This is a genomic window from Paenibacillus maysiensis, from assembly GCF_000520815.1.
In the GTDB taxonomy this organism is placed as follows: Bacteria; Bacillota; Bacilli; order Paenibacillales; family Paenibacillaceae; genus Paenibacillus; species Paenibacillus maysiensis.
The window spans coordinates 25,523-43,597 of record NZ_ASRY01000237.1; the positions used below are offsets into that span (position 1 = coordinate 25,523).

18 protein-coding genes are annotated in these 18,075 nt (G+C 48.0%); all 18 read right to left on the reverse strand.

What is annotated here, in order from left to right:
- Positions 1 to 41: 41 nt before the first annotated feature.
- Positions 42 to 449 (reverse strand): 3-hydroxyacyl-ACP dehydratase FabZ family protein, encoded by a 408-nt coding sequence (locus L696_RS0117165; protein WP_049827430.1) that lies wholly within the window; start codon positions 447 to 449, stop codon positions 42 to 44.
- Positions 450 to 453: 4 nt separating this feature from the next.
- Complete coding sequence (fabF, locus tag L696_RS0117170; protein ID WP_025684738.1) at positions 454 to 1,695, reverse strand: beta-ketoacyl-ACP synthase II; 1,242 nt, start codon at positions 1,693 to 1,695, stop codon at positions 454 to 456.
- 23 nt (positions 1,696 to 1,718) lie between these two features.
- Positions 1,719 to 3,419: a thiamine pyrophosphate-binding protein gene (locus L696_RS0117175; RefSeq protein ID WP_025684739.1), complete on the reverse strand. Its 1,701-nt coding sequence runs from the start codon at positions 3,417 to 3,419 to the stop codon at positions 1,719 to 1,721.
- Positions 3,416 to 4,639: an aldehyde dehydrogenase family protein gene (locus L696_RS0117180; RefSeq protein WP_025684740.1), complete on the reverse strand. Its 1,224-nt coding sequence runs from the start codon at positions 4,637 to 4,639 to the stop codon at positions 3,416 to 3,418. Before L696_RS0117180 ends, L696_RS0117175 begins: the two co-directional genes overlap by 4 nt.
- Positions 4,640 to 4,683: 44 nt before the next feature.
- A complete protein-coding gene (locus tag L696_RS0117185) occupies positions 4,684 to 6,144 on the reverse strand; it encodes a class I adenylate-forming enzyme family protein (protein WP_025684741.1) in 1,461 nt (486 codons plus the stop codon).
- A 12-nt stretch (positions 6,145 to 6,156) separates the two neighbouring features.
- Positions 6,157 to 6,927: an enoyl-ACP reductase FabI gene (fabI, locus tag L696_RS0117190; protein ID WP_025684742.1), complete on the reverse strand. Its 771-nt coding sequence runs from the start codon at positions 6,925 to 6,927 to the stop codon at positions 6,157 to 6,159.
- A gap of 575 nt (positions 6,928 to 7,502) precedes the next feature.
- The gene (locus tag L696_RS0117195; RefSeq protein WP_025684743.1) at positions 7,503 to 8,030 is read right to left on the reverse strand and encodes a hypothetical protein; all 528 of its coding nucleotides are present in this window, start codon (positions 8,028 to 8,030) and stop codon (positions 7,503 to 7,505) included.
- Between the two features lie 299 nt (positions 8,031 to 8,329).
- A complete protein-coding gene (locus tag L696_RS0117200) occupies positions 8,330 to 9,667 on the reverse strand; it encodes a TrkH family potassium uptake protein (protein ID WP_025684744.1) in 1,338 nt (445 codons plus the stop codon).
- Between the two features lie 85 nt (positions 9,668 to 9,752).
- A complete protein-coding gene (lysS, locus tag L696_RS0117205) occupies positions 9,753 to 11,279 on the reverse strand; it encodes a lysine--tRNA ligase (RefSeq protein ID WP_025684745.1) in 1,527 nt (508 codons plus the stop codon).
- 110 nt (positions 11,280 to 11,389) lie between these two features.
- Positions 11,390 to 11,866: a transcription elongation factor GreA gene (gene greA / locus L696_RS0117210; protein WP_025684746.1), complete on the reverse strand. Its 477-nt coding sequence runs from the start codon at positions 11,864 to 11,866 to the stop codon at positions 11,390 to 11,392.
- Between the two features lie 213 nt (positions 11,867 to 12,079).
- Positions 12,080 to 13,108, reverse strand: a complete 1,029-nt coding sequence (gene dusB / locus L696_RS0117215; protein ID WP_025684747.1) for a tRNA dihydrouridine synthase DusB — start codon at positions 13,106 to 13,108, stop codon at positions 12,080 to 12,082.
- Between the two features lie 46 nt (positions 13,109 to 13,154).
- Complete coding sequence (locus tag L696_RS29680; protein ID WP_187644971.1) at positions 13,155 to 13,355, reverse strand: helix-turn-helix domain-containing protein; 201 nt, start codon at positions 13,353 to 13,355, stop codon at positions 13,155 to 13,157.
- Positions 13,307 to 13,855, reverse strand: coding sequence for a 2-amino-4-hydroxy-6-hydroxymethyldihydropteridine diphosphokinase (gene folK / locus L696_RS0117220; protein ID WP_025684748.1), 549 nt, complete (start codon positions 13,853 to 13,855; stop codon positions 13,307 to 13,309). The genes L696_RS29680 and folK overlap by 49 nt, the downstream gene beginning before the upstream one ends.
- A gap of 9 nt (positions 13,856 to 13,864) precedes the next feature.
- Positions 13,865 to 14,227, reverse strand: coding sequence for a dihydroneopterin aldolase (gene folB, locus L696_RS0117225; RefSeq protein ID WP_025684749.1), 363 nt, complete (start codon positions 14,225 to 14,227; stop codon positions 13,865 to 13,867).
- 289 nt (positions 14,228 to 14,516) lie between these two features.
- Complete coding sequence (gene folP / locus L696_RS0117230) at positions 14,517 to 15,383, reverse strand: dihydropteroate synthase (RefSeq protein ID WP_025684750.1); 867 nt, start codon at positions 15,381 to 15,383, stop codon at positions 14,517 to 14,519.
- Positions 15,380 to 16,276 (reverse strand): aminotransferase class IV, encoded by an 897-nt coding sequence (locus L696_RS0117235; RefSeq protein WP_025684751.1) that lies wholly within the window; start codon positions 16,274 to 16,276, stop codon positions 15,380 to 15,382. The genes folP and L696_RS0117235 overlap by 4 nt, the downstream gene beginning before the upstream one ends.
- Positions 16,277 to 16,279: 3 nt before the next feature.
- A complete protein-coding gene (pabA, locus tag L696_RS0117240; protein ID WP_025684752.1) occupies positions 16,280 to 16,855 on the reverse strand; it encodes an aminodeoxychorismate/anthranilate synthase component II in 576 nt (191 codons plus the stop codon).
- 5 nt (positions 16,856 to 16,860) lie between these two features.
- Positions 16,861 to 18,075: anthranilate synthase component I family protein (locus tag L696_RS0117245; protein WP_025684753.1), on the reverse strand; the 1,215-nt coding region annotated here is incomplete at its 5' end.

The window sequence follows — 18,075 nt, forward strand, 5'->3', positions numbered from 1 at the left end:
TCAGGAGGACAAAAGGACCGTTTAATGTACGCTTCCTCCGGTCATTGATCAAGTGAAACAATTTCTTCCGCCTCAGCCACCAAACGCTCGCCTACAGAAGCACGACCGCTGCCGAGTATATATCCCCGCCGACGCTTGATCACTTCAAAATAGAGATCAATTCGGTCCCCTGGCCTCGCCAAGCTATGGAATCGAACTCCATTAAGGTTGGTCATATATGAAATACCTTTTTTGTCAATCGCAGCGAATGCCGCCAATTGTGCGAGCGACTCCACGATCAACATAGGAGGCATGTATGGATTAGCCTCTGTAATAAACCATTCACTCCAGGTAACAAGCTTGTACCCCTTCGCCCATTGCGACGTTTCGTACCCAGTCACGCCATCCAGCAGAAGAAACGGGTACCTGTGTGGAAGCACATCCGGGATATGGATTAGCTCTTCGCTCACAGGCTTATACCCCCTCCCACTTGCGAACAGCAAGACAGACGTTGTGCCCCCCGAAACCAAAGGAATTACTAATCGCCGCACGGACCTCGCGTTCCTGATATACATGCGGTACAAAATTCAGTTCAGGGGCTTCGGGATTGTCACAATTGAGTGTCGGTGGTACTTTGCCGTGGATCATGCTCTGTACAGTTGCAATTAATTCGACTGCCCCTGCTCCGCCCATTAAATGGCCTGTCATGGATTTAATAGACGATATCGCCAAATGGGGAGCATGCTCCCCAAATACCTTCTGAATGGCATTAATCTCCATGCGGTCGTTAAACGGCGTACTCGTACCATGAGCATTGACATAGTCGATTTCCTGTGGTGTCAAGCCACCATCCTGCAGTGCGATGCTGATCGCTTCTGCCGGACCGGAGCCCGAGGGGTCTGGAGCCGTGATATGATACGCATCGGTTGTGCATCCGTAACCCGCAACCTCGGCCAAAATGGTAGCCCCGCGGTTCAAGGCATGCTCCAGCTCCTCCAGCACTAAGACCCCTGCTCCTCCGCCGATGACGAATCCATCGCGGTCCACATCAAACGGACGACTGGCCTTTTGCGGCTCTTCATTGCGTCTGGAGAGCGCATGGATATTCGCAAAAGATGCCAAATCAAGCTGACTAAAATTAGCCTCTGATCCTCCAGCGACCACGACATCAGCCGTGCCGTACTGGATCGTACGTAATGCTTCACCAATGGCATTACTTCCTGTGGCGCAAGCCGTAACCACGGCAAACGAAGGTCCCTTGGCTCCGATAGCAATGGATATTTCACCAGGCGCTGAATTAATCATCATGGAGGAAACAAAATAAGGAGAAACCCTTTTGGGACCCAGCTTTGTTAATTTCCCGTAGTTCTCCTCTATGACGTCTAGGCCGCCTGCTCCAGAGCCGACAATAACCCCCACGCGGCCTGCATTCCGCTCATCAATCACTAATTTCGATTGCTCCATTGCCTGCCGTGCAGCCGCTAGGGCAAACTGAGTGAACTGTGCGACTTTATTAGCTTCCTTCTTGCTCATATATTGCAACGGATCAAAGCCCGTAACCTGTGCGCCAATCTTTGTCGGAATGTCCGCTGTATCAAAAGCAGTGACAGGTCCGATGCCGCTCTTTCCTTCCAACAGTGAATTCCAGAAATCCGTAAGATTAAGCCCAACCGGCGTTACGACTCCCTGTCCTGTAACCACAACACGTCTTCTCACTGTACCCACGTCCTTCGCTGAAATTAATTCTTGGAAGCCTGTTGCTCGTAGAGAGGAAAGTCGCCATACACATGACTGATTTTTTCATGCACATCCGCAAGATCAGCATATACCTCGACGACCACAAGCTTGTTCTCCTGATACTTTTGCCAAGCAAGCTGAAGCTGTTCCCGGGCCTCCCCCTTGCTCCGGATTGCAAGACTTTCCACAAATTCATACTGTGGAATTTGGATTCCTGTCTTGGCCGCCTCTGAGACAAATGGGAGGGACTGCCCTGAAAGGTGCTTATAATTCATCTGATTTTGCAACCAACCATACCCGCCATTATTGAGTACGAGATAGATTAACGGTATTTGATACTGTACCGCCGTCATAAAATCCGAACAGAAGAGATTGAACGCACCATCACCTACAAGCGCCACTACTGGACGTTCTGTTGCCACGCTTGCTCCCAAAGCAGCAGCCGCACCGAATCCAAGGCTCGTTTGGTCACTGGGAACAATTGAAAGAGAACCTTGCGTGAATCGAAAATATGGATAAAAGTAAGACCACATATCCTGTAATCCATTTTCCTGAACAAGCACCATTTTTTCTGGAAATTCCGTCTGAATGATCTCCAGCAGCTCTGGAACGTGGATTCCAGGGGTCTTTTTCAACTCCTCCAGATAAATGGCTCTATTAGAAAATGCCTTCTGTTTACAACTTCTGATCGTTTCAAGCCACACTTCATCAGGTTTATGTCCGTACCGTTGAACCCACTGCTCTAATGCTGCATATCCATCTCCAAGTACTTTGACACCCCGGTATTCGTGTGCAAAATCCTCCAGCTCGACATTGACTTGAATTAAAGGTGTATCCTCTAGCAAAATATCCCACTCGAATGTAGCCGTTTCTTCCAATCGGCTGCCCAGCGCAATCACTACATCAGATTCCTTCCAGATTTGTCTCAGACTGAGATCCGTATAGAGCCCGGCCACCCCACAGAAAAGCTCGTCCTCTTCATCAACTGCACTCCGTCCCGAGGCGGTTGCGAACAAGGCTGCTCCGCACAGATCAGCGAATATCCCGATTACATCATTTGTAACGGACTTCATCCCGCCTCCGACCAAAATGACAGGTCTGCGAGCAGTCTTGATAATCTCCCATGCCGCATCCAGCTCCCGAAGAGACGGAGAGCACGAAAGCTTTTCTGGCGGAATAAACTGAAGCCCTGTCGGCACAGGCTGGTCCATCAGGTTTTCGGGCAGTTCAATATAGACAGGACCTGGAGCCCCATTGATCGCCAAAAAGGCTGCCCGCTCCAGCGCCCATACAAGTCGATCCACATGCTCGACACGGTAAGCCCATTTTACGAGCGGCTTCACGAGTGAGATTTGATCTGCCTCCTGAAAGGATCGGGTACCCAGCTTGTCCCCTCCGGTGCCGAGCGCCAAAAGTAAAAGCGGAGCACCAAGGTTCTTGGCTTCCAGCAGCCCCGTAAGTGTATTACTGAGCGCAGGCCCTTTACCCACAACACATACGGACATCTGGTTGGTTGTGAGCGCATAGCCTGCTGCCATAAATACAGCATTACGCTGATCTTTGCACAGAATAAAATCCATACCGGACGAGGGGAGTGACGATACGATCTTGAGATCATCACTTGGTAATCCAAAGAGATGCCGAACCCCAGCCGATTTTAAGTAGCCAATGATGGCATCCCATGGCAATAAGCTCGCAGTCATACCAAACTCCTCTTTTCCGACAAATATTCTGCGACAATTTTTGAAATCAAAATAGGCTTCGAAACGAGCTTAAAATCGTAAAAAATATAGTTCGACATCGTGCCATAGCCACCAAAGGGCTTATTGCCCTGATCCACATCCTCAAGCGTCTCATTAATGGTCAGCGTGTGCTTCTTTCGCAGGACGTCCGCCAGGTGATTAGATCCGTATAAGCTGCAGCCCATCGCACGTTCACTGAAATAACTGGAGGAAATACGCTTGATCAGTTGCTCGTCGTCTCGGTAGCTAACCACGTTGAAGACTGGTGAAAAATACTCAATAATCTCCAAATCCTGATCTAGTTCGCTATATACAATCGTTGGCTCCATCTTTTTCGTACGGAAATCAATGCCACCGCCGTAAATAATAAACTTATCGTTCGTATTAAAATATTCCGAAACCGAATACAGCGTGTCTTTATAGAAAATAGGGGAGTAGTTCGCGTTCGGGTCATTGTTGGCTCCAAACACGAGTTCGTCCAGCCGCTGAATCAGCAGGTTTTTGAAATTCTCCGTCACATCCTGATGTACCAGAATGATGTCGGGTCCCAGGCAGTCTTGTCCAGAGTTGAACAATCTCATTCGAATCACATCGGCAACCGCCAGTTCCAGATCGGCATCGGGTCCGATGATAAAAGGATTTATCCCTTGTCCGTAAAAGATGTAGAGCTGTTCCTTTCGAATCTGTTTTTTGATCTTCTCCGCATTGGTATAGCTTCCAGTGAACACCACAATATCAGCTGGCATAACCGAATTTTCCATGAAAACTCTCTGGCTAACCTTACGAATATAGATGGGTAATCCATGTACAGCCTGGAGCTTTTCATGCAGCATGTTGACGTACTCGTTTACGTGAGAAGAAGGACGAAAGTCTATATTCTCAACGTACAGGGACGGAATCAAGAGGTATAATGCATAGGAGTACAAAACGACGTTGGAAGGCATAAATACAGCCATAGATCGTTGCGGGCTTGGCTGATAGGTCTGCACTTCTTGCAAAGCACCTTGCAGTGTGAGGATGGTGGAATCAATTTCTGCATTGGCGGCCCGATAGGATGAAAATTGGGTGAGAATATCCATCACTTCCTGCCGATGCTCGATCAAATAATTAAGGCACTTTAAAATTGCTTCATGCCTTTCCAAAAAAAGCGTGTTTTTTGCTAGTTCCGGATTCATACTCATGGTGCATTCTCCCTTTCCTTATGCGGTTTTTGGTAAATACCTTGTTATATTTTGCGAGAAGCAACTTTCTCCAGGGCAATGCGCTCCATCTCCAGCCGATCTACTTTTCCATTGCGATTTAAAGAAAAATGGGCGAGCGGAAGCAAAAGATCGGGAAACATGTAGGAAGGAAGTACCCGATTCATCTCTTTGCGGAGTACAGACAAGGCCTGCGAGGATTCGCTTTCGATGAATGCAACAAGCAATGTTCCTTTCGCCTCGTCCTCCAAGGTAATCACGCAGGATCGGTAACCTAGCGAACCAATCCGGTCCTCGATATAAACCGGAGATACCATATAACCCATCCGGTTGACCGTCTTACCGCTGCGACCAATTACATACAGCATTTCGTCATCCAGATAGCCCAAATCACCCGTTTTGAACCAGCCGTCCTGTAGAACGGACTGCGTCAGGTCTGGACGATTCAGGTAACCTTCCATGCATCCGGCACTGCGTATCCACACTTCGCCTACGATGCCGTTCGCCTGCTGATCACCAGTAGCATCCAGTATTTTCAGGTCCACACCAGGCAACGGTTTGCCACAACCTTGTGGACACTCCAGCGTCCCCAGCGTAACGTTGCCCAATTCAGAAAGGCCGTAACCATTCAGCAAGGGCTGTCCAAATATGTTGTTAAATTTCTCTTCGAGGTCTTGGGTAAGTGGAGAACCGCCTACGCACCACATGCGCACCGGAGCTTCCTTGACCATTTCCAGTTGTTCGGGTTTTCGGTTTAACATACGCAACAAGGTGTAAAAAGCAGAGGGGTTAGCGTCTACGACCGTCGCCCGGTCTTTCGTAATACTTGCAATGACGCTCCAGAGGTTTCTAGGATTGCAGATGATGAGAGAACATGATGTTAACCACCAGGAGAAGATGAGTGAAATACCATAAAAGTGAGAAAACGGTACAACAGGGAGCATATGGTCAGACGGCAGGTAGTTCATGGCGTGTATAGAATGCCTGATATTGTCCATGAAGGCTGATCCAGCTTTCACGATTCCCTTGGGTTTTCCTGTTGTACCTGAAGAATACAGAATGAGCGCATCCGGTCTCTCGCACCACTTGTTAAAGTCGAGGGCTTCAAGCTTTGGCTCTCCCACCCAATCCGGGTGTACTGCTTCTTCTTGAATTAGATCTCGAATCAGAATAACGAGAGCATGAGGAAGTTCTAAATCGGAATCCGTAAGGATGCAACAGGCACCCGCTTCATCATAGATTTGGGCCACCTCATCGAGTACAGTCTGCTCGTCCACCACAGTCACCGAAACAGCGATATTGCACAGGGAGAACAGAGACACAATAAACCAATAGGAATTGGCCGCTTTCAGAATCACTCTACCGTCTTCGGGAATTCCTCTGAGAGTCAACATCTGGGAGAAGATCGTAACATCCCGCTCCAGACGCTCCCTTGTCATAATCCCTTCAGGTGAGATAATACGGCAATCCGTATGCGTAACAATCACAGCGTTCCCTCCTTACATCCCCGTAATATGGTATCCTGCATCAACATGGATAACTTCTCCCGTAATGCCTCTCGATAAATGGGAAAATAAGAATAACGCGGTATCTCCAACTTCGGACGTATCGACCGACTTGCGTAGGGGCGTCGTCTCTTCAATATGCTTTAGCATCGTGCTAAAATCCTTAATCCCGTAAGCGGCCAAAGTCCGTATGGGACCAGCCGAAATCGCATTGACACGAATACCATAAGTACCCAGATCATTCGACAGATAACGCATGCTTGCTTCCAGTGAAGCCTTCGCCACACCCATAACGTTGTAATTCTTGATCGCTCGTTCTGCGCCAATATACGTCATGGTGACGATACTTCCACCCTCCGTCATCAGCGGGTAAACCCGTCGGGAAACAGCAGCCAGAGAGTAGGCACTGATTTCTTGAGCAATGGCGAATCCCTCGCGAGAAGTGTCGACGAACAGACCGTCCAAATCCTCAGCCTTAGCATAGGCAACACTGTGAAAATAACCATGCAGGACGCCTACTTTCTCCTTTAGAAAATCCGCCAGTGCATCCAATTCTTCATCGCTTTGTACATTACAGGGACAGACAATGGACCCCGGAATCGTTTCAACGAGCTTTAGGACCCGATCTGCAACCCTCTCATTTTCGTAAGTAAAAATGAGCCTTGCTCCTTCAGCAGCTAAAGATTGGGCTGTCCCCCAGGCAATACTCCTGTTGTTAGCCACACCCATAATCAAAATGTTCTTACCACTCAGCAGTGCTGCCACAGAAATCACCTCTCTTGTCTTACATTTTTCGACAAAAAAACAACTTAATTTCGTATGTCTACATATATAGACATATGTAATCTTTTCTGGATTATTATCATGCTAGTTGCCAAAGTTAAACAATCGACGTTTTAGGCAAATACAACAATTATTTTAAAATTTATGAGGATTGGCAGGACACTATTCTGCGGATGAGCTCGGCTGTAATCAAAGGTCCCATTCCTTCGGGAATTCAAGCGCGCTCCATACGATAGCTTGTCCTGCCATACCCAGCAACAACATAAGCTGGGCCCTTATCATGTCAGCTTATGAAAACTGCACTGCTTCTGTTTGTCTGTGTTCAAATCGGAAGGAATCCATGCAAGTGAAAAGATGGAAGGCAAAAATGAGGTGACTGTCAAAGCGAGTTCAATATACTTTTCAAATATTTTGTACATATTCTCATAATAGCGATGGACTCAGCAAACTACCGGAAGTGACAACTTCATTTTTTACCATCAATGTCCCTTCCGATTTGAACATCCTGATTGATCGGTCTTATTTCATCCGAGTGTAAAGCCTTATACTGCTTAGGGCTATGCCTTATTTTTCTTTGGAGCCAAGGTATAGCTAAAGGAAACAATAAAGTCGATTACCAGAACGATTGCCCATGTACTCATAATGCCTTCCAAGGAAACCGTACGCTGTGGATCATCTACATACACAATGATAGCAAACAGTAGAGCGTTGCCAATGACCCAGCCCAACAGGTGAAGCAACCACCCCGTCCGTTCCTCTTTTGCATGAGCAGCCCCATATTTGCGTTCGGGCTTCGGTCCCTTGCCAAACCAATGAGAGAACCGCACATCCGCCCATTTAATTAGCCTATGACCAAATGCTACCGTAATGCCAAGATAGCAAGCCGCCAGGCCAGTAGCGGTCGTAATCTCCATGCCGCTGCTCACCGTGATGAACACCGCAATCAGTAACAGGATATCAATAATAGGAGTACACAGTAAAAGAAGACCGCCTAATTTCTTTAAGCCAAACATATATCTTGCGATCAACCCTAAAACAACAAAAACCCAGAATAAAACTTCAGCACTAATAATAAATAAATACATAATAGATGATTCCTTTCAAATTAGAAATTGGTGTTTCCCTCAGCTATCCCCCTTCCATGCCCACTATCATACAATATTATACATAATATTCCTAGTATATTGTCTACAATTACATAAAAGGAAACAAATAGCCTTTTTTCTACATGAAAATAGTATCTGTCAAGTTCATTGCCTATCATTCTCAAATGGGGTGCTTTTCATGATATGCTGCAAATTAGATTATGATGATGTGAAATAAAAAAAAGATGCACCCGTGCGCATGACACGGGTGCATCTTTTTTATTCAGATAAGCTATCCACTATCCAATTACAATATGTCCTTCGGGACGACGGTACAGCGTTTTGGTAGAGCGTGAACGAATGGCATAAGCAATCGTGAGCGGCCCAATTCTACCAATGAACATGGTCACACAAATGATCAGCTTACCCGCGTCAGACAGTCCCGGGGTCACACCTGTCGACAGCCCCACCGTTCCGATCGCGGAGGCGGCCTCAAACGCAAGTGAGAGAAAAGGTGCAGCCTCTGTCATTAAGAGCAGCATGACCACAATGGAGAAGATAAATAGGGCCAATACAATAATGGTCAGCGCACGCATCATGATATCTTTGGGAACCCGGTGGCGAAAGAACACAATTTCCTTCTGTCCCCGCATGACGGCAATTAGGGCCCCAACCATTAGCAGGAACGTAGTCGTTTTGATTCCTCCCCCGGTGGAGCCTGGAGAAGCGCCGATAATCATCAGCAACATGATAAAAAACTGGCTGGCCTGCCTTAACCCGCTGATATCTACTGTGCTGGTTCCCGATGATCGTGTGGATACGGACTGAAAGACAGAGGCATACACTTTGCCTTCCCAGTTCAGTGAGCCCAAGGTTCGTGCATTGGTAAACTCAAAAATAAATATGACCAGCGCACCAAGCACAATAAGCGTCCCTGACACACTGAGTACCATTTTCGAGTGAAAAGTCAGTCTTCGAGTGCGGTGAAAATCGAATAGATCGCTTAGTACAAGGAAACCCAGTCCCCCCGAAATGACAAGCACGGATGCAATCATATTGAACACAAAGTCTCCGGCATATTGCTGGAAGCTGCTTCCGAACAGATCAAATCCTCCATTGTTAAACAAGGAAACCGAATGGAATATTCCATAATATATCGCTTGTCCGACAGGCATCTCCCTCATCCATCGCAAAGCTAAAACGACGGCAGCAATCGCCTCAATGGTAAAAGAGAAGATCAGCACCTTGCGGATAATACGCACGATTCCTTCCATGCTGTCGGCACTGATAGCTTCTTTGAGCAGCAGTCGGTCCTTCAGCGACAATCGACGCCCCAACAGCAACGCAAACAATGTCGCCAAGGTCATAAAACCAAGCCCGCCCAGTTGCATCAGCACCATAATAACGGTCTCTCCAAACATCGTATAGGTTGAATCAACGTCAACCACAACTAATCCTGTGACACAGGCAGCGGAGACGGACGTAAAAAGCGAATCAATCCAATGTGGAGCATGCCCGCTATGATTGGAGATAGGAAGCATCAGCAGTAAAGTGCCTAATGCAATAATCAGCAAATATCCGATGACCAATATAAAAGGAGGGGAAGCAAACCGGGTAAGCTTGACGCTGCGTTTCATTAGAAGTTTTCTCTCCATCCGTTCTTATGAAAAAGAGGAACAAGACACGGGAAGCCCGGCTGATCCTCTATATTCATAATTTATGTTATTCTACAGTACGGTTACGCATATGCGGGAAAAGCAGCACATCGCGAATGGAAGGAGCATCCGTCAGCAACATAACCAAGCGATCGATGCCGATGCCCAGTCCGCCTGTTGGCGGCATGCCGTATTCCAAGGCACGGATAAAATCATCATCCATTTCATGAGCCTCGTCATTGCCATGCTCACGTTCCAGCAATTGTGCTTCAAAACGTTGACGTTGGTCAATCGGATCATTCAGCTCAGTGAATGCGTTAGCATGCTCACGAGCTACAACAAACAACTCGAAGCGATCCGTAAAGCGTGGATCTTGTTCGTTTCTCTTCGCCAATGGCGAGATTTCAACCGGATGCCCGGTAATAAAGGTCGGTTGAATAAGTGTTTCCTCTACAAATTGTTCGAAGAAGGCATTCAGAATATGTCCAAAGGTCATATGCGGCTCTACCGGCACTTTATGCTCTTTCGCAAGGCGATGAGCTTCTTCATTGCTCAATTGTGCGCCAAAATCCACGCCTGTTACTTCTTTAACCGCATCAACCATAGATACTCTGCGCCATTGCGGCGTCAGGTCCACTTCCTGGCCCTGATAATGAATACGCTGTGTGCCAAGCACTTCTTGCGCAATGTGAGCCACCATGTTTTCCGTCAATTTCATGATGTCCTGGTAGTCAGCATACGCTTCATACAGCTCAATCATCGTGAACTCAGGATTATGGCGAGTGGAAATACCTTCATTACGGTAAACGCGACCGATCTCATATACTTTCTCCAATCCGCCGACAATCAGTCGTTTCAGATGAAGTTCAATGGCAATACGCATATATAGCTGCATGTCCAGTGCATTATGATGTGTAATAAACGGCTTGGCCGCCGCCCCGCCTGCGATGGAATGCAGTGTTGGCGTTTCAACCTCCAAATAACCGAGCGAGTCCAGATAACGGCGCATGGATTGAATAATACGGGAACGGGTAATAAACGTTTTTTGTACTTCCGGGTTCATAACCAGATCGACGTAGCGCTGACGGTAGCGCAGCTCGACATCCTTCAGACCATGATATTTTTCCGGCAATGGATACAACGATTTGGACAATACCTCAAGGTCCAGCACCTTAATGGTGGTTTCCCCTGTTTTGGTCTTGAACAGCACGCCTTTAATCCCCACAATATCGCCCAGATCCAAAATACCGAATGCTTTGTATTTCGCTTCCGGCACGGTATCTTGACGAACATAAATTTGAATACGTCCACTGAGATCCTGTACATGGGCAAAGCTGGCTTTCCCCATAACCCGTTTGGCCATAATACGGCCTGCAATGCTAATTTCAATATTCTTTTCTTCCAGTTCTTCCTTGGTAAGACTGTCATACTTGCTTAGCAGTACACCCGCCTCAGCTGTGCGTATGTATTTACGACCAAAAGGATCAATGCCCAACGAGCGAAGCTCGTCCAATTTGGCGCGGCGAATTTGCAGCAGTTCACTTAGTTCCTCGCGATTTTCTTGAGGTTCCTGGTTAGTAGTTTCATCCGACATGGTGCTAAATCAGCTCCTTCAATATGAATAGACGGGCCGGGGTCCGTCCGGTTGTAGAGAAAAAAAGCTTCCCCAAGGAAGCTTTTACATTCAATTCCAAAGTTTGTGTCTTATTTTTTGATATCCACGATTTTATATTGTATAACGCCTGCTGGAACGGTGACATCCACAACAGTTCCTTTTTTCTTACCGAGCATTGCCTTGCCAAGCGGACTTTCATTGGAGATTTTATTCTGGAGCGGGTCCGATTCAGCCGAACCTACGATCGCATACTCTGTAACATCTCCAAATTCCATATCCTCAACGGTCACGGTTGCGCCTACTCCAACAACATCGGTTTCAATTTCATCACTATTGATAATGCGGGCATTGCGTAGCAATTTTTCCAGTGTAATTACACGGCCTTCAATGAAAGCCTGCTCATTCTTCGCATCCTCATACTCAGAGTTTTCACTGATATCCCCGTACCCGATAGCTACCTTAATCCGTTCCGCCACTTCACGGCGTTTGACAGACTTCAAGTTCTCAAGCTCATCTTCGAGCTTCCTAAGACCTTCCTGTGTCAGAATGACTTCTTTATCGCTCATCTTAACCAATTCTCCTGTCATGGGAAAAGTTTAAAAGTGCATCGGAATGCACGCTTTCAAAACATAATATGCCACTCTGAGGGAATGAGAACATTTCCTGCTGTTGTCTTGAGAGCTGCATACAATTGTAGCATACATCAAGATTTTATACTGAACGATTATAGGGCAAGCAATTGGAAAAGTCAATCACATGCAAAGGCAGAAACAGCTTCCTTATTTCGCAACGGCGGCAGGAGAAACAGCCCCCGTGGAATGTTCATCATTTTCTACCGTGTGTAGTCCGGATACAAAACCATCCAAAATACGTACCATATCATCACGTCTCGTTTCTTCCATAACAACGTCCTTAATGCGTGCAGAGCCTCTAAGTCCTTTGAGGTACCAGGCCAGATGCTTACGCATTTCGCGTACAGCCACGGCTTCACCCTTCAATGCCACCAGACGATCCATATGCAGAATGGCAATGCGGATTTTTTCTTCCGGTGAAGGATCAGGCAAAAGCTCCCCTGTCTGCAAATACTCAATCGTACGGTACAGCATCCAAGGGTTACCCAGAGCGCCGCGTCCGATCATAACACCGTCACAGTTGGTCAAATCGAGCATCCGGCGGGCATCTTCCGGTGTTGCCACGTCCCCGTTTCCGATTACAGGAATGGAAACCGCTTCTTTAACTTCTTTTATAATATCCCAGTTCGCATGTCCCGTATACAGTTGCTCCCGTGTACGGCCATGTACACTAACAGCCTGGCCTCCTGCACGTTCTACGGCGCGGGCGTTCTCTACGGCATAAATATGCTCGCTGTCCCATCCAATACGCATTTTCACGGTAACAGGCTTGCTAACCGATTCCACAACTGCGGATACCATTTCATAAATTTTATTGGGATCAAGCAGCCAGCGGGCACCTGCATCACATTTGGTTACCTTCGGAACCGGGCAGCCCATATTGATATCAATAATATCTGCGTTCGTCTCCTGATCCACGACCTTAGCCGCTTCCACCAAGGATTCACGGTCTCCCCCAAAAATTTGCAGACTGAGCGGCTTCTCGCGCTCATCTACGAACAGCATCTCACGGGTGCGCTTGTTGCCGTGAATGATCGCCTTGTCACTAACCATTTCTGCGCATACCAAGCCTGTGCCAAATTCTTTGGCAATCAGACGGAAAGCAGGGTTACACACGCCCGCCATCGGAGCCAGCACGACCTGATTTTTCATTTCAATACCGCCGATTTTCAACATGCTCTGTTCACTCCTTTATTTATACTTGTATATGGTGTACTTATCGTCATTCCGTCAGTTCCCGGACTTGTATTTCTAGGGTTTGGGCAATAAGGTTCAGCATGTCAGGCTCTATTGTTCGGTTGCCCCGTTCCACAGCACCCAGTATGGCCAACGATATGCCAGTTCGCTCAGCCAACTCCTGCTGCGTAAATCCTTTTAGCTTCCGAAAGGCGCGAAGCCGTTGTGCCAGCTGCATGTTTTCCAAAACTGTATGCCTTCCTTTCCATCCAATGATTTCAATGCGGTATGCACGATACTGTACAGGCCGGATGGATCTTGGTTCGGAACGATATCAGCCAATGGGACAAGCACAAAAGCACGCTCCAGCATGCGGGGATGAGGAAGCTCCAAATCCGGTGTAGCGAGCTCCACCGCTTCCATCCATAACAAATCCAAATCAATGGTGCGCGGACCGTTAGGGATATGTCTTACTCGACCCAGACGGCTCTCTACTTCTAACATGAAGGTCAGAAGCTCTTCTGGAGCAAGTGTTGTGGATACGGCTGCTGTCATGTTTAGAAAAGAAGGCTGATCCAGATACCCGACAGGCTCTGTTTCGTACAGGCTGGAGCAACGCAGCACCCGTATACCCGGATGTTCGTCCAGCGCCGTGATGGCTTCATACAGGGTATGCTCACGATCCCCCAAATTAGCCCCTAAAGCAATATAAGCCTCTGATGCCTCAGAGGTCGAATGTGCGTTCATGTACCGTTCCTACTTTCTTGCGCGATAAAGCTCAACCGTCACGCCCTCAAAATGTATATCGAACGGCGGATGCGGCTTCGTGACTTTGACAGTCAGTGCATTGACACTAGTATAAGTGTCCAGTAAGGAAGATGCAATACGTTCGCCCAAAGCTTCAATCAATTGGTAAGATTCCTTTTCTACGATATCCTTAACCAACTGATGAACCTCAGCATAATTGACCGTTTTATCCAAAGCATCCTGCTCGCCTGCCTCACGCAGATCAAGCTCCAGCTCCAGACCAATATAGAAACGCTGTCCCAGCTTGCGCTCTTCCGGAAAAACGCCGTGATATCCGTAATACTCCATGCGGTGCAGAACCATTTTATCCATCGTGGTAGTCCCCCTGTTTTTTGATTTCAATTTTTTCTCTATAAGCCGAACTAAAGATGTACACGAGGTGCCACTACGCGGTCGGATTCTTTTCTTTAGTTCATCTTGCATAATAAATTCCTCTAAAAATACGGGGACTTTATGCGGGCAGTAGCGTAGCGAATTATTTGAATCCGAAGAAGCGTAGCGCTCGCCTTTGCAACGGGATTTTTACCTCTACATGTTTTACCAATTCAAAAAATCCCGTTGCAACAGCGATCGCAGGGTCAAATGATTCGTGAAGCGGACTTTACCCGCCATAACTCAGTGCGTTTTTAGCCCCGTACACCATCGCATCACACATCCGTACCGTGCGTTTGATTTGTGCAACATCATGTACACGCACTATCTGACAGCCTTGGGCAATGCCAAAGGCGACAGTAGCTGCTGTGCCCTCAACCACATCATCCACAGGCAAATCCAGCGCTGTACGGATAAATCTTTTGCGTGACGTCGCTAATAACAGCGGATAACCCAACTGACTTAGCGTATCCAGAGAAGTCATAGCTTGAATATTTTCGTCGTAATCTTTGGCAAATCCGATGCCGGGATCTAAAATGATCTGTTCCGCACGTACACCTGCATCCAGCGCCAATCGGATACTTTCTTTTAAATCATCAATCATATCAGGTATTAAATCGCTATAGTTACGGTCATGACGGTTATGCATTAAAATGACAGGGCAATCGAATTGTGAAGCTACACGTGCCATGTCAGGATCTGCCTTAAATCCCCACACATCATTGATGATATGCGCACCCGCTTCAAGGGCCTGCCGTGCTACTTCAGCTTTGTAAGTATCCACGGATAATGGAATGTGAGGAGCAATACGGTGAATAGCCTGTACTACCGGAATGACACGGGCCAGTTCTTCCTCCACACCTACCGGATCATGCCCCGGCCGGGTAGACTCCCCGCCAATATCAATAATATCGGCTCCATCCTCCACCAGCTTCAAGGCATGTAAAACAGCAATCTCCAGACTATTGTGCAATCCGCCATCAGAAAATGAATCCGGGGTCACGTTCAGTATACCCATCACCTGTGTGGAATCTCCGAGCGTAAGCTCGGCCTCGCCCATCTGATAGCTTCGTCGGTACAAGGTCGGTATATTCAATTCATCCCTGCTTTCTCTCTGTAATCGTGTAACAGCAAAGCGGTCATGGAATCGGTCTGTGTCCAGGCATCGGATAACCGTTGCGTCGTTCCATATGGCTCCAGCAACAGGTTCACAGGCCGGATTTCCTGTATGGAATTCGTCATAAATATTTCATCGGCCAGTCGCAGCTCGTCCCAACGGTATAGACCCTGCTCACAGTGGATGCCTCTCGCTTGCGCCAGCTCTAGAATGAGTCCACGTGTAATACCTGGCAGGATACCTGTGGAGAGGTCTGGGGTGTACAGCGTACCGCTTCGGACAAAAAACAGGTTGCTGACCATTCCTTCTGCCAGGAAACCGTCTGCCGTAAGCATCATACCTTCAGCCTTATGCTGGACGGCAGTGACGTACTGCTGAAGCTCTCGCTTGGCGAGAATGTTATTCATATAATGGAGCGACTTTAAACGAATCTCGCCCTCGGGCGTGTTTCTCGGGGTTCGCAACAACTGAAGCGCCGATACGGCAGTCGTTCCCATAGCTTCTATATGCGTAGCGGGTAACGGCTTGGCAAACAAAATATGGTTAGGCCGCGTATAGTCACCAGACGGCAAGCCGATTGCCTCTTCGCCCGCAGATACGGTGTAGCGAATATATGCTTCGTTCAGACCATTCGCGACCATCAGACTGTGGATATGCTCGGTAAGCTGGTTCTTGTCCGGTTGAAAAGGAATGCCCAGCATCTGGCAGCCCTCTGCCAGTCTGTGCAAATGACGATCGAGCAGGAACGGAACTCCCTTGTAGGTACGGAAGGTCTCAAACAGGCCCATTCCGTACAAAAAGCCGTGATCACTTACGTGAATCACGGCATCTGCGGCTTCCGTGAGGGCGCCATTGACTCCGATGTATTTCATGAATCAGACGCCTACCTTGCGTTTCAGGAAATTGCGTAGCAGTTGATGCCCGTAGTCCGTAATGATGGACTCGGGATGGAACTGAACTCCTTCCACGGCAAACTCTTTATGCCGCAAGCCCATAATTTCACCTTCCGCAGTTTCAGCAGTAATTTCCAGGCATTCAGGCAGACTCTCGCGTTCCACCAGCAAAGAATGATACCGGGTCGCTGTAAACGGGGAAGGCAAGCCTTCAAATACCGATGTATTATGGTGGAGAATCGGTGATGTTTTGCCGTGCATGAGTCGTTCAGCCCGGATGACATGACCGCCAAACGCCTGTCCGATGGCCTGGTGACCGAGACAAACGCCGAAGATCGGAATTCGCCCTTTAAAGTGGCTAATCACGTCCAGCGATATTCCCGCCTCATTCGGCGTGCATGGACCTGGCGAAATCAGAATATGCTCTGGCGCCAACTCTTCTATGCCTTTCAGATCAATCTCATCGTTCCGTCTTACGGTTACTTCCTCGCCAAGCTCACCCAAATACTGAACAAGATTGTACGTAAACGAATCATAGTTATCAATCACCAAAATCATACGACTCACCCTCCTGTGATACCGCTCTTGCTCAAAGCGGCTTCTTCTTCACCACATTGTACTGCCTTCATGACGGCTCTTGCCTTATTTCGGCACTCGCGATATTCCCTGTACGGGTCTGAGTCAATGACAATGCCTGCACCTGCCTGTAAATAGGCCGTGCTGCCTCTGACAGCTAGTGTTCTTATTATAATATTTAATTCCATATTGCCGTTATAGTCAATCCATCCCATGGACCCTGTATAAGGACCGCGCCGGACAGGCTCTAATTCTTCAATAATCTCCATAGTACGCACCTTGGGCGCTCCGGTAATGGTTCCCCCCGGAAAGGTAGCAGCAATCACATCTAAAGCGGTACGACCCGCGGCCAGCTTACCCTCTACTTGAGAAACGAGATGCATCACGTGCGAATAGTACTCGACAGTCAGCAGCTCCGGCACATGCACCGTTCCGTATTCAGCAATCCGGCCGATATCATTACGTTCCAGATCGACGAGCATAATATGCTCGGCACGCTCTTTTTCGCTCGATAGCAGCTCGGCAGCCATGGCGCTATCCTCTTCCGGTGTCAGTCCGCGCCTTCTCGTACCTGCAATGGGACGTGCGCTGACGCGACCATCTTCCAGCTTAACCAACAATTCCGGCGAACCGCTGACGATTCGTAAATCCGGCATACGCAGCAGGCCCATGTAAGGGGAAGGGTTCAGCAGGCGAAGCCACTCATAGATATCCTCAGGTTGGGCTACCAGCGTACGTTGCTGACGAATCGACAGGTTTACCTGAAACACGTCACCTTGTGCAATGTATTCCTGCACGCGCTTTACGGCGCGTTCAAAGTCCTCTTGGTTGAAAGCTGCTTTCCAGCCTTCTGCTTCATGATGAGTAGCGAACAGCTCTTCTTCGGCAAGTCTTACGCAACGGCGAATATAAGCAGGGTCAGCTGCTCCGGCTTGTATGATGTTTTCCCACTGGGTCAGCATACGTTCTGCACGCTGGACAGCTTCTGCGTAATATTCGGAAAGTATGGCTTTCTGCTGATCCAAAGCGACATCATCGACATTGACGGTGTTACTACTGATGGTATCCAAGTGAACAGGTGTGGGCGTATGAACAGCGCAATAAATACGGCCTTCCTCATGATCATAGATCCATAGCTCGTTCACTTGCATCCATACATAGTCTGGTATGCCTGCATCGTCTGCTGCCTGTATCGGTAGGGG

Bases quoted from the DNA above. Each gene is read 5' to 3' on its own strand.
- folB (WP_025684749.1), bottom strand. From the start codon at position 14,227: ATGGATAAAATGGTTCTGCACCGCATGGAGTATTACGGATATCACGGC.
- L696_RS0117180 (WP_025684740.1), bottom strand. From the start codon at position 4,639: ATGAGTATGAATCCGGAACTAGCAAAAAACACGCTTTTTTTGGAAAGG.
- L696_RS0117235 (WP_025684751.1), bottom strand. From the start codon at position 16,276: ATGAAATACATCGGAGTCAATGGCGCCCTCACGGAAGCCGCAGATGCC.
- folK (WP_025684748.1), bottom strand. From the start codon at position 13,855: ATGAACGCACATTCGACCTCTGAGGCATCAGAGGCTTATATTGCTTTA.
- pabA (WP_025684752.1), bottom strand. From the start codon at position 16,855: ATGATTTTGGTGATTGATAACTATGATTCGTTTACGTACAATCTTGTT.
- lysS (WP_025684745.1), bottom strand. From the start codon at position 11,279: ATGTCGGATGAAACTACTAACCAGGAACCTCAAGAAAATCGCGAGGAA.
- L696_RS0117195 (WP_025684743.1), bottom strand. From the start codon at position 8,030: ATGTATTTATTTATTATTAGTGCTGAAGTTTTATTCTGGGTTTTTGTT.
- L696_RS0117200 (WP_025684744.1), bottom strand. From the start codon at position 9,667: ATGAAACGCAGCGTCAAGCTTACCCGGTTTGCTTCCCCTCCTTTTATA.
- L696_RS0117175 (WP_025684739.1), bottom strand. From the start codon at position 3,419: ATGACTGCGAGCTTATTGCCATGGGATGCCATCATTGGCTACTTAAAA.
- dusB (WP_025684747.1), bottom strand. From the start codon at position 13,108: ATGTTGAAAATCGGCGGTATTGAAATGAAAAATCAGGTCGTGCTGGCT.
- greA (WP_025684746.1), bottom strand. From the start codon at position 11,866: ATGAGCGATAAAGAAGTCATTCTGACACAGGAAGGTCTTAGGAAGCTC.